Source organism: Autumnicola edwardsiae (assembly GCF_031846505.1).
Lineage (GTDB): Bacteria > Bacteroidota > Bacteroidia > Flavobacteriales > Flavobacteriaceae > Autumnicola > Autumnicola edwardsiae.
In genome coordinates this window covers 1-14,958 of the sequence record NZ_JAVRHP010000079.1, presented here as the reverse complement: position 1 = coordinate 14,958, position 14,958 = coordinate 1, and the positions used below count along the sequence as shown (strand labels likewise).

15 protein-coding genes are annotated in these 14,958 nt (G+C 39.1%); 12 read left to right on the top strand and 3 right to left on the bottom strand.

The window, feature by feature from the left end:
* Positions 1-206 precede the first annotated feature (206 nt).
* Entirely contained in the window at positions 207-1,274 is a 1,068-nt protein-coding gene (locus RM529_RS13035; protein ID WP_432264534.1) for a branched-chain amino acid aminotransferase, read from the bottom strand.
* A 78-nt stretch (positions 1,275-1,352) separates the two neighbouring features.
* Here RM529_RS13035 and RM529_RS13030 point away from each other — a divergent pair, with 78 nt between their 5' ends.
* The 3 genes from RM529_RS13030 to RM529_RS13020 are packed head-to-tail and all read left to right on the top strand — an operon-like array spanning position 1,353 to position 3,540.
* Positions 1,353-1,892 carry a DUF4920 domain-containing protein gene (locus tag RM529_RS13030; RefSeq protein WP_311485217.1) on the top strand — a complete coding sequence of 180 codons (540 nt, stop codon included), beginning with the start codon at positions 1,353-1,355 and terminating at the stop codon, positions 1,890-1,892.
* A gap of 1 nt (position 1,893) precedes the next feature.
* A complete protein-coding gene (gene mnmC2, locus RM529_RS13025) occupies positions 1,894-2,583 on the top strand; it encodes a tRNA (5-methylaminomethyl-2-thiouridine)(34)-methyltransferase MnmC2 (protein WP_311485216.1) in 690 nt (229 codons plus the stop codon).
* A 54-nt stretch (positions 2,584-2,637) separates the two neighbouring features.
* Positions 2,638-3,540: a TIGR01777 family oxidoreductase gene (locus RM529_RS13020; protein WP_311485215.1), complete on the top strand. Its 903-nt coding sequence runs from the start codon at positions 2,638-2,640 to the stop codon at positions 3,538-3,540.
* Between the two features lie 127 nt (positions 3,541-3,667).
* Here RM529_RS13020 and RM529_RS13015 read toward each other — a convergent pair whose 3' ends face one another.
* Positions 3,668-4,339 carry a YceI family protein gene (locus tag RM529_RS13015; RefSeq protein ID WP_311485214.1) on the bottom strand — a complete coding sequence of 224 codons (672 nt, stop codon included), beginning with the start codon at positions 4,337-4,339 and terminating at the stop codon, positions 3,668-3,670.
* Positions 4,340-4,497: 158 nt separating this feature from the next.
* Between RM529_RS13015 and RM529_RS13010 the strand changes: the two genes are divergently transcribed.
* The 7 genes from RM529_RS13010 (at position 4,498) to RM529_RS12980 (ending at position 11,663) form a co-directional block, all read left to right on the top strand.
* Positions 4,498-5,094, top strand: coding sequence for a nucleotide exchange factor GrpE (locus RM529_RS13010; protein ID WP_311485213.1), 597 nt, complete (start codon positions 4,498-4,500; stop codon positions 5,092-5,094).
* A 31-nt stretch (positions 5,095-5,125) separates the two neighbouring features.
* On the top strand, positions 5,126-6,250 hold the full coding sequence (gene dnaJ, locus RM529_RS13005; protein ID WP_311485212.1) for a molecular chaperone DnaJ: 1,125 nt from the start codon (positions 5,126-5,128) through the stop codon (positions 6,248-6,250).
* A gap of 208 nt (positions 6,251-6,458) precedes the next feature.
* Complete coding sequence (locus RM529_RS13000) at positions 6,459-7,388, top strand: ABC transporter ATP-binding protein (RefSeq protein WP_311485211.1); 930 nt, start codon at positions 6,459-6,461, stop codon at positions 7,386-7,388.
* Entirely contained in the window at positions 7,381-8,679 is a 1,299-nt protein-coding gene (locus RM529_RS12995) for an ABC transporter permease (protein WP_311485210.1), read from the top strand. The genes RM529_RS13000 and RM529_RS12995 overlap by 8 nt, the downstream gene beginning before the upstream one ends.
* Before the next feature lie 2 nt (positions 8,680-8,681).
* Positions 8,682-9,605 carry a mechanosensitive ion channel family protein gene (locus RM529_RS12990; RefSeq protein ID WP_432264535.1) on the top strand — a complete coding sequence of 308 codons (924 nt, stop codon included), beginning with the start codon at positions 8,682-8,684 and terminating at the stop codon, positions 9,603-9,605.
* Positions 9,589-10,497 carry a DUF6268 family outer membrane beta-barrel protein gene (locus RM529_RS12985; RefSeq protein ID WP_311485208.1) on the top strand — a complete coding sequence of 303 codons (909 nt, stop codon included), beginning with the start codon at positions 9,589-9,591 and terminating at the stop codon, positions 10,495-10,497. The genes RM529_RS12990 and RM529_RS12985 overlap by 17 nt, the downstream gene beginning before the upstream one ends.
* Positions 10,497-11,663, top strand: a complete 1,167-nt coding sequence (locus RM529_RS12980) for a sigma-54-dependent transcriptional regulator (RefSeq protein WP_311485207.1) — start codon at positions 10,497-10,499, stop codon at positions 11,661-11,663. The genes RM529_RS12985 and RM529_RS12980 overlap by 1 nt, the downstream gene beginning before the upstream one ends.
* Positions 11,664-11,802: 139 nt before the next feature.
* Here the strand turns inward: RM529_RS12980 and RM529_RS12975 are convergent, their stop codons facing one another.
* Positions 11,803-12,405, bottom strand: a complete 603-nt coding sequence (locus RM529_RS12975; RefSeq protein WP_311485206.1) for a hypothetical protein — start codon at positions 12,403-12,405, stop codon at positions 11,803-11,805.
* A gap of 81 nt (positions 12,406-12,486) precedes the next feature.
* On the opposite strand from RM529_RS12975, the gene RM529_RS12970 reads away from it, so the two are divergent.
* The gene (locus RM529_RS12970) at positions 12,487-13,365 is read left to right on the top strand and encodes a PPK2 family polyphosphate kinase (protein WP_311485205.1); all 879 of its coding nucleotides are present in this window, start codon (positions 12,487-12,489) and stop codon (positions 13,363-13,365) included.
* Between the two features lie 42 nt (positions 13,366-13,407).
* Positions 13,408-14,829 carry a M20/M25/M40 family metallo-hydrolase gene (locus RM529_RS12965; RefSeq protein ID WP_311485204.1) on the top strand — a complete coding sequence of 474 codons (1,422 nt, stop codon included), beginning with the start codon at positions 13,408-13,410 and terminating at the stop codon, positions 14,827-14,829.
* Positions 14,830-14,958: the final 129 nt, after the last annotated feature.

Here is a 14,958-nt window from a genome sequence, read left to right as displayed (position 1 = left end):
TAATGCTTCGTGGGCTTGCCCCGAAGCAGTTTACTGAAGAAAAATAGTCGATACTTCTTCTTCCGAAGATAAAAAAAGGAAAATCCAGGGGGAATTTAAAAATAGCTTCAGGCTTGACTTATTCTGCAAGTTCTAAATCTAAAAAGAGCAATTCCCACATATGAGAATTGCTCTTTTTAAAAAATTATAGAACCTTTCAGTACTATTTATTTTACAAGATATCTCCAGTTAAATTTATCTTCAGCCTGGTTGTACTGGATTTTCGTTAACTTGTCCTTAAAGAAACCGGCATAAGAATCTTCCAATTTCGGCAAGTCATATTTCTCTCCGCCGTGGCCAAAACCAACAATTGGGTTTACTACTGTAGCAGTACCAGAACCAAATATTTCCTTTAATTCGCCATTTTTTGCGGCGTCCACAATTTCCTTAACAGAAACTCTCCTTACCTCAAGATCAATATTAAATTCTTTTGCCAGGGATATAATACTTTTTCTTGTTATCCCGTCCAGGATCCTGTCGTTAGTAGGGGCAGTTATGAGCTTGTCACCAATTCTAAAGAAGATGTTCATTGTGCCGGCCTCTTCGAGATAATCATGAGAACTGGCGTCTGTCCAGATAATTTGCTGGAAACCTTCTTCTTTTGCAAGGTTTGTAGGGTAAAACTGTGCAGCATAATTTCCTGCAGCCTTTGCAAACCCTACTCCGCCATCTGCTGCACGGCTATATTTTTCTGAAAATTGTACTCTTACCTCGCCGCTGTAGTAAGCCTGTGCCGGTGAGCAGATAATCATGAATTTATATTCTTTTGCAGGTGCGGCAGAAACGCCTGCCTCGGTAGCAATTACAAAAGGACGTATATAAAGAGAGTTTCCAAAACCTTTTTTGATCCAGTCTTTTTCCAGTTTCAATAATTCTTCCATTCCGGCAAAAAAGTGTTCTTTTGGGAAGGCAGGAATGGCTAGTCGTTCACTGGATTTATTGATACGGTCAAAATTATCTTCGGGTCTAAAGAGCCAAATTTGATCTTTTTCATCTTTAAAAGCTTTCATTCCTTCAAAAACAGCCTGCCCGTAATGAAAAACCTTGGCAGAAGGATCCATCTCCAATGGTCCGTAAGGCCTTATTTTAGGGGTTTGCCATGCACCATCCTTATAATCACAAATCATCATATGATCTGTAAAGACCTGTCCAAAAGCGAGATTATTAAAATCTGTATTTTCAATCTTAGAAGTTGCGGCTTTTTGTATATCCACGGTATTGGTGCTGGTTTCCATATTCATTGTTTTTTGACCAACAAATTTACCTAAATTAAAACAGAATCAAAATCTAAACTTTTGGTAAATTTGATTTAGATGAAAATTCATTTTAACGAAGAGAGCATGAGAAAATTTGCGGTAATATTATTTTTATCAGGAGTCATTATTTCCTGTAAAAACAAAGAGAGCGTAGAGCAACCTGCAGCAGTAGAGCAGGAAATTATAAGCTCTTCTTATTCTTCTTATGGTGCCGAAGTTGATGCGGAAGAAAGCATAGGCAAGGCAAAAATGAAGCAACTGTATGCAAATCTTGAAGTTGGTGACAGCCTTGATGTGTCTTTTGAGACAAGTATAAACAGCGTCTGTAAAAAGAAAGGTTGCTGGATGAGGGTGGATTTAGCCGAAGGGGAAGAGATTATGGTAAAATTTCGCGACTACGCTTTTTTTGTTCCGAAGGATATTGAGAATAAAGAAGTAATTGTAAAAGGGAAAGCATATATAACTGAAGTGCCTGTGGAGGAGTTAAAACACTATGCTGAAGATGCAGGTAAATCTAAAGCTGAAATTGCAGCAATAACAAAGCCTGAACGCAGCATGTCTTTTCTTGCTGACGGGGTGTTAATAGAACAGGAATAATTTGGAGCGAAAGATCATTAAAACCGGTGACGGATCTGTTACTATACATTTGCCGCAATGGGATGAGCAGTACCACTCAAAGCACGGCGCTGTTCAGGAAGCGCAGCATGTTTTTATTAAAATGGGCCTCAATTATTTTGTGGAACACAAAGAAACCGCAGAGATTAAAATCCTGGAAATTGGTTTTGGAACAGGTTTAAATGCTTTTATTACTTTTCTTCAGTTAGAGCGGGTGCAGAGAAAGATAAGCTATACGGGAGTAGAAGCTTTTCCGGTAGAATCTTCAGAAATTGAGAAACTTAATTATGCTGAAATACTTTCCGCAGAAGATAAAGCAGAAATCCTGACGGAGATGCATAAAATTTCCTGGGAAAAGGAAACTGAAATTTCCGAAAACTTCCGGCTTCAAAAGAAAAAGATGAGGTTTGAGGCTATAGAGGAGAAGAAGGCATTTCACCTTATTTATTTTGATGCATTTGGAGCCAGGGTACAACCGGAACTTTGGTCCGAAGTTCTTTTTAAAAAAATGTTTGAAGCTTTAATGCCGGGCGGAGTCCTGGTGACTTATGCAGCTAAAGGCAGTGTGAGAAGGGCTATGCAGGCAGTTGGGTTTGTTGTGGAAAGATTGCCCGGCCCACCGGGGAAACGAGAAATGTTAAGGGCAGTTAAAATCATAAATGAATCCTGTTAAACCGCGTTTAAAGTTTGTAGTAATCCATCACAGTGGCGTACCTTAAAAGAAAAAATGCGGGTTTTAATTACGGGAGCAACAGGTCTAATCGGTTCGCATGTAACCAGATTATGTCATGAAAAGGGAATTGACGTGCATTATCTTACCACGAGTAGGTCAAAAATAGAAAAGCGAGAGGATTATAAGGGTTTTTACTGGAATCCCAGGGAAAATAATATTGATCTGGAGAGTATTAAAGGTGTAGATGCAATCATCAATTTGGTTGGGGCAAGTATTGCAGAGCGCTGGACAAAAGATTACAAAAGAGAAATTATAGAAAGCCGCACAGAAAGTGCTAAGTTGCTTTTTGAAACTTTATCGCAAAACGAACATTCCATAGAGCAATTTATTTCTGCAAGTGCAATAGGTATTTACCCCAGCTCACAGGAGAAACTTTATTTTGAAGATGATGAGGGTGTAGATGACTCCTTTGTAGGAAAGGTTGTTGTGAAATGGGAAAGTGCGGTCAATAATTTTCAGGATATTGGGATTGATGTTACCAAGATTAGAATAGGTCTTGTGCTGGCGCAAGATGGAGGGTTGCTTAAAAAGTTAAAAGAACCTGTAGGTTTTAATGTAGGTGCACCACTAGGAAATGGCAAACAATGGCAGTCCTGGATTCATGTTGAAGATCTCGCAAACATTTTTGTACATACCTTAGAGAATGAGCTTTCCGGTACTTACAATGCGGTAGCTCCCAACCCCGTAACCAACAAAGCACTCGTAAAATGTGTGGCAAAGCATATGGGAAAATCTGTTTGGTTACCAAATGTACCTGCTTTTGTTTTAAGGACAGTCTTAGGCGAAATGTCTACTATTGTCCTTTCCAGCCAGTTAGTAAGCAATAAGAAGATTGAAAGTACGGGTTATACCTTTAAATATACACAACTTTCAAAAGCTCTGGAAGATTTGCTGTAGTACCGGAAGCTTTCACTAACAGCCGGGGCTAAACCGGTAAATATTGCTCGTTAATTGTTATAAAAGAAAAAAGCTGCTTCAATTATTGAAACAGCTTTTCGTATTCTAAAACTTAAGAATCTTGAAATTAAGCTTTTGTAGCTTTAAGGTCAATCTTAAGTTCAATGTCATCACTTACAAAGTTGTCACCTAAATTGTCAAATACAGACTTAGATCCGTAGTTTACATTCCAGTCAGTTCTGTCGATCGTAAAAGTTTCGCTGGAAATTTCAATTTCATCTCCAGAACGGTTAATGTTCACGGGGAAAGAAACATTTTTAGTTTCTTCCTTGATGGTAAGGTTGCCTTCCATCATTTTTTGACCGTCTCTTTCAGTAATACCTGTAACTTCAAACTGCGCTTCAGGGTACTTAAGGATATTAAAGAAATCTCCTTCTTTTCCTTCTACAGTACCTTTAAGGTGTGCTTCAAGGTTCTCTTTATCTTCGCCTTCAAGATCTGTAACATCAATGGTCACCATGTCTATTGTAAAGCTTCCACTTTCAACAATAGAATCGTTTGCAGAAAAAGTTCCTTCAGAAACTTTAATTGTTCCGGTGTGGGTTCCTGTTGGTTTAGATCCCGACCACTCAATAACGGTTGCAGACGTGTCTACTTTATATTCTACAACTTCACCCTGGGCAACTGCAGCTTCTTTAGCTTCACTTACTTCGGCTTCATTGTTTTTTTCATTTTTACATCCTACTATTGATAAAGCAAGGAATGCGAATAGAAATGTGTTTAAAAAATTAGTTTTCATACTAATAGCTATTTTTGGTTTTTTGTTAAGCTGCGAAAGTATGAATAAGATGAATACATTACTCATAATTAATTATTAAAATCTATCTCGTGACATTTTGACATTTAGATATAATTGGCAATACTTTTGTCCCTTAATGCTTAGTAAAATGCGAAACAATGAGTAAGAAAAGTGATAATAAGATAAAAGCAGAAGAAAATTCTGCCAAAGATAAATTAGAGGATGCCATCGACGAAGCAATAGAAGAGGTGGAAGAAAGCGAGAGCAGCAAGGAAGATGCAGAGGACAATTCAGATTTTGGACTTTCGGAAACAGAATTATTGAAGGAAGAAATTCAGAAAGAAAAAGATAAATTCCTTCGCCTTTTTGCTGAATTCGAAAACTATAAAAGACGTACTTCCAAAGAACGGCTGGAATTATTTAAGACTGCCAACCAGGAAGTAATGACAGCTATGTTACCTGTACTGGATGATTTTGACCGTGCCTTAAATGAAATAAGAAAGACGGAAGATAAGAACCTGTTACAGGGAGTTGAGCTTATCAATAATAAATTCAGGGAAACTCTTAAAAATAAAGGCCTGGAACCTATGAATGTTGAAGAAGGAGAGACCTTTGATGCAGATATTCATGAGGCTATTACACAAATTCCAGCGCCTTCTGAGGATCTGAAAGGGAAAATTGTTGATGTTGTAGAAAGGGGCTATAAGCTTGGCGAGCGGATTATCCGTTACCCAAAGGTAGTCACCGGTAAATAGAGCAACTTTTTTTGAACCGCAAAAATAAACCATGAAAGAGGATTATTACGAAATATTAGGAATAAGCAAAGGAGCTTCATCTGCTGAAATAAAAAAGGCATATCGAAAAATGGCTATAAAGTATCACCCAGACAAGAATCCGGGGGATACTAAGGCTGAAGATATGTTTAAAAAGGCAGCTGAGGCATATGAAGTTTTAGGAAACGAAGAGAAAAAGGCACGTTATGACAGGTTTGGTCACCAGGCATTCGAAGGCGGAGGCGGCTTTGGTGGCGGTGGAATGAATATGGATGACATTTTTAGCCAGTTTGGAGACATCTTTGGCGGTGGCGGCTTTGGTGGTGGCGGCTTTTCCGGCTTTGGTGGCGGTTTTGGCGGGGGTCAAAGACGTGCCAAAGGAAGTAATTTGAGAATCCGTGTCTCGCTTACTTTAGAAGAGATTGCAAATGGCGCAGAGAAAAAGATAAAAGTAAAACGGAAATTACAGGCGCCGGGAACCACTTATAAAACCTGTAGTACCTGTAACGGTACAGGGCAAGTGACCCGTGTTACCAATACCATTTTAGGAAGAATGCAAACTGCTTCACCATGTAGTACCTGTGGCGGTAGCGGACAGATTATAGATCAAAAACCTGCTGAAGCTGATGCGAACGGGCTTTTAACCAAGGAAGAAACTGTTTCTATTAAAATACCCGCAGGTGTAGAGGATGGGATGCAATTAAAAGTTGCGGGAAAAGGAAACGATGCTCCGGGCAACGGTGTGCCGGGTGACCTTCTTGTGGCTATTGAAGAAAAAGAGCACCCAAGTCTTCAAAGAGAAGGGGATAACCTGCATTACGACCTTTACATAAGTTATTCTGAAGCTGTTCTTGGTAGCTCCAGGGAAATTGATACTGTTTCAGGTAAGGTCAGGATCAAAGTTGAAGAGGGAGTCCAGTCTGGTAAAATCCTTCGTCTTAGAGGGAAAGGAATTTCAAACCTTAACGGCTACGGCAAAGGAGATCTTTTAGTACATGTTAACGTTTGGACCCCAAAAACGTTAAACAAAGAACAGAAAGATTTTTTCGAAAAAATGGCGAATGATGAAAATTTCCAGCCTAATCCTGAGAAAAGCGATAAATCATTTTTTGAAAAAGTTAAAGATATGTTTTCTTAATTAGCAAGTTTTAAGAAAATTTTTATATATTTGAGTATCACTAATTCTTTAGTGATAATTTTTCTTTTTCATAGCAATTTTTTTCCCATCCTTAATTTATTAGGGGTGGGTTTTGTTTTTATAGCCCCTGTATGGTTATAAAAAGTTCTTAATGCAAAGAACTCTCAGGCAATTTTATTTATATTTACTCAACTTGGAATTTTTCTCTATGGATAATCTTTTGGTGGCCGAAAATATCTACAAGCACTTCGGAAAATTCACCGCACTTAATAACGTTTCAATAAGTATCCCAAGAGGAAGCGTTTTTGGCTTACTGGGTCCTAACGGGGCGGGAAAAACTACTCTTCTAAGGATTATAAACCAGATTACCATGCCAGATAAGGGCAGGGTTTACCTGGACGGCAGACCACTACACCCCAATGATATTGTGCATATAGGCTACCTGCCGGAAGAACGGGGCCTCTACAAATCTATGAAAGTTGGGGAACAGGCACTTTATCTTGCCAGGTTAAAAGGCCTGTCTAAAGCTGAAGCAAAAAAAAGACTGGATTACTGGTTTGAGAAGCTGGAAATAACTTCGTGGTGGGATAAAAAAATTCAGGAGTTATCCAAGGGAATGGCGCAAAAGGTACAATTTGTTATTACTGTACTGCACAACCCGAAATTGTTGATTTTTGATGAGCCTTTTAGTGGGTTTGATCCCGTAAATGCGGGGATAATAAAGAGAGAAATACTTCAGTTAAAAGAAGAGGGGGCTACTATTCTTTTTTCTACACATAGGATGGAAAGTGTAGAGGAACTATGTGACTATATGGCTTTAATTAATAAGTCCAATAAGTTGCTTGATGGTAAGGTGTCAGATATCAAAAAAGAATATAAATCCAATACCTACGAGATTGGTGTTGAGGCTTCTAACGAAGCGGCTTTACTTGCTGAGCTTCAGGAGAAATTTACACTGGGGAGAGCGCAGTTTAAAAGTATAAATGATGATCTTAAAGTGAGTGTGCAGTTAAAAGATTCGGAATCCCCAAACGATTTACTGGAATACCTGCTTACCAAAGGAAAAATTAATCATTTTGTGGAGGTCATTCCTTCAGTAAACGATATTTTTATAAAAACGGTGACTCAAAATGCGTAATCTCAGGCTAATTATTCAGCGGGAATATCTGGCAAGGGTCAGAAACAGGACATTTATTGTAATGACCTTCCTTAGTCCGCTTATTCTGGTGGGAATGATCCTTTTAATAGCCTATCTAAGCATGCTTAACAGTAGTGAACAGCGTATTATAGGAGTGCATGATAGAAGCGGGATTTTTATTGAAGAATTCCAGGATGACGAACAGGTTCAGTACCTGGATTATTCTTCAAAATCCCTTGAGGCGGCCAAGGAAATGATCCTGGATCAGGAATATTATGGACTTATTTATATTCCTGAAGAAATTAATGAAAATGATCTTGCCGGGGCAGTGCGGTTCTATGGCAAAGAATCTCCGGGAATGGGAATGCTTCAAAATATAGAAAAGATTGTAGCAGATAAGCTTACAGATCAGGAATTGCAGGATAGGGGAATAGATACTTCACAAATAGAAGCGGCCAGGGCACAGGTAAATGTTCAGATCCAGAATTTTTCCGGGGAGAGGAGCTCAAAAATGTCAAATTATATCAAGATGTTTTTTGGCGGTGCCGCGGGTTATTTGCTCATGATGTTTATCATTATCTATGGAAACATGGTAATGCGCAGTGTAATTGAAGAAAAAACAAATAGAATTATTGAAATTATAGTTTCTTCGGTAAAGCCCATACATCTTATGCTGGGAAAGGTTATTGGTACTTCCCTTGCCGGTATTACCCAGTTTTCTATATGGGTGGTTGTTGGCGGTATTTTACTGGCTGTGCTGTCCATCTTTTTCGGCATAGATCCTTTTACGATTAAACCACCGGCACAGGCACAAATGGAGCAAATGATACAGCCAGAAGTTCAACAGCTCGTAGTAGATGTTGTGAACCTTCCAATACTGAGTCTCCTTATATTTTTTCTTATTTATTTTATTTCGGGATATTTTTTATACAGCGCAATTTATGCAGCAATAGGAGCCGCTGTAGATAGTGAAACCGATACACAACAGTTTATGTTTCCGGTTATTTTACCACTCATGTTGGGGATATATGTGGGATTTTTTGCAGTCATTGAAAATCCGCACGGGACTGTTTCAACAATTTTTTCAATGATTCCGTTAACCTCTCCTATAGTGATGCTTATGCGTATCCCATTTGAGGTACCGTGGTGGGAACTGGTTATTTCGATAGCTATTCTTCTGGCCACTAATTTTGCGGTGGTCTGGATTGCGGCTAAAATATACAGGGTGGGGATACTTATGTATGGTAAAAAAGCAAGTTATAAGGAAATTTATAAGTGGCTTAAATATTAATGATGCAGGAAGGAACAAGGGAGCAAATATCAGAAATAATTGAGCAGGATATCTGGGGAGCCATTCAGGATATATGGAACTTTGTTTTGGTTTCTTATGAAGTAAAGGATGGTTCTATTATAGAAATTACTATAGGCCTCGTCCTGCTTGTGATTTTTGTTTTTATAGTCACCAGTATTGTGCTGCGTTTGCTGCGGTCGTTTATTAGCAGTAAGCTGATAGCAGAGGACAAGATGAAGTTCGTAAGCATCTTTAAATTTGTTAAATATATCGTATATCTCACGGTGATCCTGATTACCCTGAGTACTGCGGGAATCGATATTACAGTGGTTCTAACCGCTTCTGCTGTTTTATTTGTAGGTATAGGTCTTGCGCTTCAGGAATTATTTCAGGACATAATAGGTGGGGTATTTATAATTATAGATAAATCACTTTTAGTTGGTGACGTAATAGAGATGGATGGTCGCGTGGGCCGTGTTTTCCAGATAAAGCTTAGAACCACCCGTGCCCTCACAAGGGATGATAAGGTAATGGTAATTCCCAACCATAAATTTATTAGTGAAACCCTCTATAATTATACACAAAATCACAAGACGACAAGGGAAGCAGTTAAAGTAGGGGTGGCTTATGGAAGTGATACAGAAAAAGTAAGACAGGTGCTTCTCGAATGTGCAAAAGAACAGAAAGGGATCTTAAAAAAGCCCGAGCCTTTTGTGCTTTTTGAGGATTTTGGAGATTCGGCTTTAATGTTTGGATTGCACTTTTATATAACCGATAGTTTTGTGGATCCTAAAGTTAAAAGTGAGTTAAGGTTCAATATAGATAAGAGATTCAGATTAAATAATATTACTATTCCTTTTCCACAGCGGGATGTACATATGTTTTATTCACAGAACAAACCTACAGATAATGAAGAAAGCGATTAAGCTACTTTTTTTAATATTTGTCCTGTTTTCATTTGAAAAAATTTCGGCGCAGGTCACAGATCTGGCAAGGATAGAATATACTTATTTCCCTCAAAGACAATCAGATAATTCTTTTAGAAGGTTCAGGACCTTTTTTAATTATCCAATTGAGCTTAAAACAGAAGGTTCTTATCTGGTACCGGGGATAGAATACAGGAATGTAAATTTTAAATATGAAGATCCGGAACCTTTTAAAACTGCAAAACTTGACAGGTTCCAATCTTTTACAGCTACCCTGGCATATACATTTGAGATGAAGGACGACTGGAGGTTTGGAGTCCAGACAGGTATTAAAATAGCTTCCAATTTTTCCCGGTCAGATATAATTAATGATGATTTAATTTATGAAGGTGCGATCTTTTTTATTAAAGTGAAGGATGATGAACAAGTAGATAAACCCTGGCGGTTTATACTTGGGGTAAATTATTCTACAACAAGGGGTTATCCTTTCCCGCTGCCGGTGATAAATTATTTTAGGGAATTTAGTCCTGACTGGTCCTTTGCCCTGGGCGTTCCAAAGAGCAATCTGCGTTATTCCATAAGCAAACGAAGTACGTTGCAGGCTTTTGTCACTCTGGATGGTTTCTTTGCTAATGTGCAGGATAATTTTGATGTAACACCAATGAACAATAATAGCCTGGACGCTACTGCAGAAAATATATCGATGACAATTTTACTAAGTGGTTTGGGCTATGAATATAACTTTACCGAGCATTTTTCTTTCTATGTATATGCCGGTTACACCTTAATTAATGATATACGCTTTCGTGATGGAAACCAGGATGATGTCCTTACTATTAATGACACCAATACTTTTTATTCACGGGGCGGATTAAAATTCAGTATACTATAATGGCTAAAATTTTATTAATAGAAGATGAAGCAGCGATTAGAAGGGTTCTTGTGAAAATCCTTTCTGAAGAAAATAAAACCTATTCAGTAGAAGAGGCTGTAGACGGGCTGGAGGGAATGGAGAAAATAAAAGATGAAGACTATGACCTGGTCCTCTGTGATATAAAAATGCCTAAAATGGATGGTGTTGAAGTGCTGGAAGCCACAAAAAAGATAAAACCTGAAGTTCCTTTCGTGATGATTTCCGGTCACGGCGATTTGGATACCGCAGTGAATACCATGAGAATGGGAGCTTTTGACTATATTTCCAAACCGCCAGATTTAAACCGTCTCCTTAATACCGTCCGTAATGCACTGGATAGGAAAGAGCTTGTTGTGGAAAATACCCGCCTTAAAAAGAAGGTTAGTAAAAACTATGAAATGATTGGCGAATCTCAGGCCATCGTTAGAATAAAAGAGCTTATAGAAAAAGTGGCGCATACAGATGCCCGTGTTCTTATTACAGGACCAAACGGTACAGGAAAAGAACTGGTTGCACATTGGCTGCATCAAAAAAGTGATCGCTCCAAAAGCCCTATGGTAGAGGTGAATTGCGCCGCGATTCCTTCAGAGTTAATTGAAAGTGAGCTTTTTGGCCATGTAAAGGGAGCCTTTACTTCTGCTAATAAAGACCGGGCCGGTAAATTTGAAGCGGCCAATGGCGGTACTATTTTTCTGGATGAAATAGGAGATATGAGCCTTTCTGCCCAGGCCAAGGTGCTAAGGGCGCTTCAGGAAAACAAAATTTCCCGGGTGGGTAGTGATAAGGACATTAAAGTAGATGTAAGGGTGGTAGCTGCCACCAATAAGGACCTTAAAGATGAAATAGAGAACAACAAATTCCGGGAAGATTTATACCACCGGCTTGCCGTAATTCTCATCCAGGTTCCTTCACTTAACGACCGGAAAGAAGACATTCCATTACTTGTAGACCATTTTTCAGCAAAAATAGCGAGTGACCAGGGCAATAATAAGAAGGAGTTTACAGATGAAGCACTGGAAATCCTAAAGGAATACGACTGGCGGGGAAATGTGCGCGAACTAAGAAATGTTGTGGAACGGCTAATTATCCTTGGTGGAGAAAAAGTAACCGCAGAAGATGTAAATCTGTTCGCAAGTAAGTTTTAAGAAGTTGGAAGTGAAAAGTTGAAAAAATTGCCGGTTATCGGTTGGCAGTGATGAGTTATGAGTTGTCGATTTCAAAATTTAAGATCCATCCATCAAAATAATCCGTTCAGTACTACTTGCTAAGAACTTAAAGCTTTTGCTACTTCGCTTTCTTTACATTATCTGGAATATACCTTAAGAAATACATAGTATCGCCACTGGGATGATCCCAGGTATGGAAAAGCTCAAAACCAAATCTCTGGTAAACCACAGAATTTTTTCTATGCCGGGTTTCGGCGTATAACGGAATCTTATATTCCCTTGCGCGCCGGTAAAACTCATCTTTCATAGCCTTTCCTACCTGCGTGTCAGCACCGCGGGAGTCAGAAAGTATTCCCCAAAACCAACAGTAAAGATATTCACCTTCCTGCGGTCGTTGCTTCTTAATATAATTCTGATTTTTTACAATCTGGTAAGCATTTACTATTCCGGTAACATTCCAAACCAGCTTTAGTTCCGGCCAGAGATCTTTCCAGAAGGAATCTTCTTTCTTGCTGGTCTTAAACAAAATAGCAATACCCTTCCGGTTTTCAGAGATTACCAAAGCATCTTTTTCTATAGCTTTTTCAACCATATGCGTGGCAAGGTATCTAAAGCGCTTGTCCCTGCCCGGACCTTTTTTTACAATATCCATAGAAGAAGGAATCTCTTTTAAAAGACTGCTAACCTTCTCTATAATCTCTTCTTTTTCTTCGTTATTCAAGACTGCTATTGTTTAGCAGCGAAGATAAAAAAAATTTAGTCTTTCAAAGATTGTATATTTAGGTATTCCAATACTTGTATAATGAAAGAAATAAACCATCAGAACCTAAAAATCACCAAACCTGTAAAACTGGAATCGCTTCCTACGTCGTTAGATACACAGGCCGGAAAAAAGGAGATTGAAAAAGAGCTCAGGGAAACAAGGAAAAACCTGGCAGACTGGCAGGATAAGTTGTATGCACACAACAAATATTCAGTATTGGTTTGCCTGCAGGGGATGGATACTTCAGGTAAGGACAGTCTTATTCGGGAAGTTTTTAAAGGTTTTAATAGTCGGGGAGTGGTGGTGCACAGCTTTAAAACACCAACTTCAAAAGAATTAAAACATGATTTTTTATGGAGACATTACTGCGCACTTCCCGAAAGGGGGAAATTTGGTGTCTTTAACCGCACGCATTATGAAAATGTGCTGGTAACAAAAGTTCATCCTGAATATATTTTGAATGAAAGGCTGCCGGGTGTAAATTCTGTTTTTGACATAGACAGTGATTTTTGGGAAGAACGTTATGAAGCCATTCGAAATTTTGAAAAGCATATAGCACAAAACGGAACAATTATTTTTAAATTTTTCCTCAACATTTCAAAAGAAGAACAGCGGCAAAGACTTCTAAGAAGATTGCGAAAACCAGATAAAAACTGGAAATTTTCCCCCGGAGATCTGGAAGAGAGAAAATTATGGAACAAATACAGAGATTGTTACGAAGAGGCTATCAATAAAACTTCAGCCGAAAAAGCACCATGGTATGTTATTCCTGCAGATAGTAAGCCAACGGCACGTTATTTGGTTGCTAAAATCATGCTGGATAGACTTCAGAAGTATAAAGATGTGCAGGAACCAAGTCTGCCTCCAGAAATTTTAAAGAACCTGGAAGATTACAGGAAGCAGCTTGAAAAAGAATAATCCTTTCCTTTTTCCGTTAAATACACTAAAGTCATTTTTTTGATGAAAAATATAATTTTTACCGTTGTAAGTTTATTGATTATCATTCCGGTTATTTCTCAAAACAGCCAGGCACAGGGAGATTCCCTAATGCTCCGTAAGATTTATGATATGTCACTCATGCAGGGCAAAAGTTATGACTGGCTGGACCACCTCTCTAACAAAATAGGGGGGAGGTTGTCTGGATCTTATCAGGCACAGCAGGCGGTGGAATATACTAAGGCAGAACTGGAAAATATTGGTCTGGACAAAGTATGGCTACAACCGGTGATGGTTCCAAAATGGACACGTGGTTCAAAGGAATTTGCTTATGTGGAAACTTCTCCCGGCACGACCAGGAATGTAAATATTACAGCCCTTGGTGGTTCTGTTGCGACTCCTGCCGGTGGCACAAAAGCCCCGGTGATTGAAGTACAGGGAATAGAAGACCTGGAACGTTATGGAAAGGAACAAATTAAAGGGAAAATTGTCTTTTTTAACCGTCCCATGCGCCCCGGTCTGATTAGTACTTTTGAAGCTTACGGCGGTTGTGTGGATCAGCGTTATTCGGGAGCGGCAGAAGCCGGAAAATATGGCGCGGCAGGTGTAATTGTTCGCTCAATGAACTTGAGAATGGACGATTATCCGCATACAGGATCAATGAGTTATGGCGAAACTCCGGTTTCACAAAGGATTCCCGCCGCGGCAATCAGTACTAATGATGCTGCTTACTTAAGCGGAATTTTAAAAATGAACAAGGACCTTAAATTGTATTTCAAACTCAATTCAGAGCAGCACGAAGATGTGCAGTCGTACAATGTAATTGGTGAAATTACAGGAAGCGAGTATCCTGAAGAGATTATGGTCGTGGGCGCCCATCTGGATTCCTGGGATATTGGTGACGGTGCGCACGATGATGGTGCCGGCGTGGTGCAGTCTATGGAAGTGCTCAGGCTTTTTAAGGAGATAGGATACAAGCCGAAAAGAACCATAAGAGTAGTGCTTTTTATGAATGAAGAAAACGGGCTTCGCGGAGGTAACAAATATGCTGAAGTAGCTAAGAGTAAAAATGAAGAGCATATTTTTGCTCTTGAAAGTGATGCGGGAGGGTTCACACCCAGGGGCTTCTCTTTTGATGCAGATAAAGCACAATTTGCACAAATACAGAGCTGGAAAGGACTTTTTAAACCTTATCTCATCCATTATTTTGAATTAGGCGGAAGCGGTGCCGATATTGGTCCTTTAAAACAGGGCGATGTTGTCCTTGCCGGTCTGCGTCCCGATTCCCAACGTTATTTTGACCATCACCATGCTGCAAATGACACTTTTGAACATGTGAATAAGCGTGAACTCGAACTTGGAGCCGCAACCATGGCTTCCCTCGTTTATCTCGTCGATAACTACGGAATAAAAAGAATAAACATCAATACAACAGAAAAATTGTGATCCTAAAAAGTACACTTTTTAAGACTAGGGTTCGATAATTGCCAATTTTGCTCACTGATTTTTTAGAGGGTAGAGGAGGAATCATTTCTGCGCATATCCTCGAAATCTGCGGGAGAATTGAACTTCGAG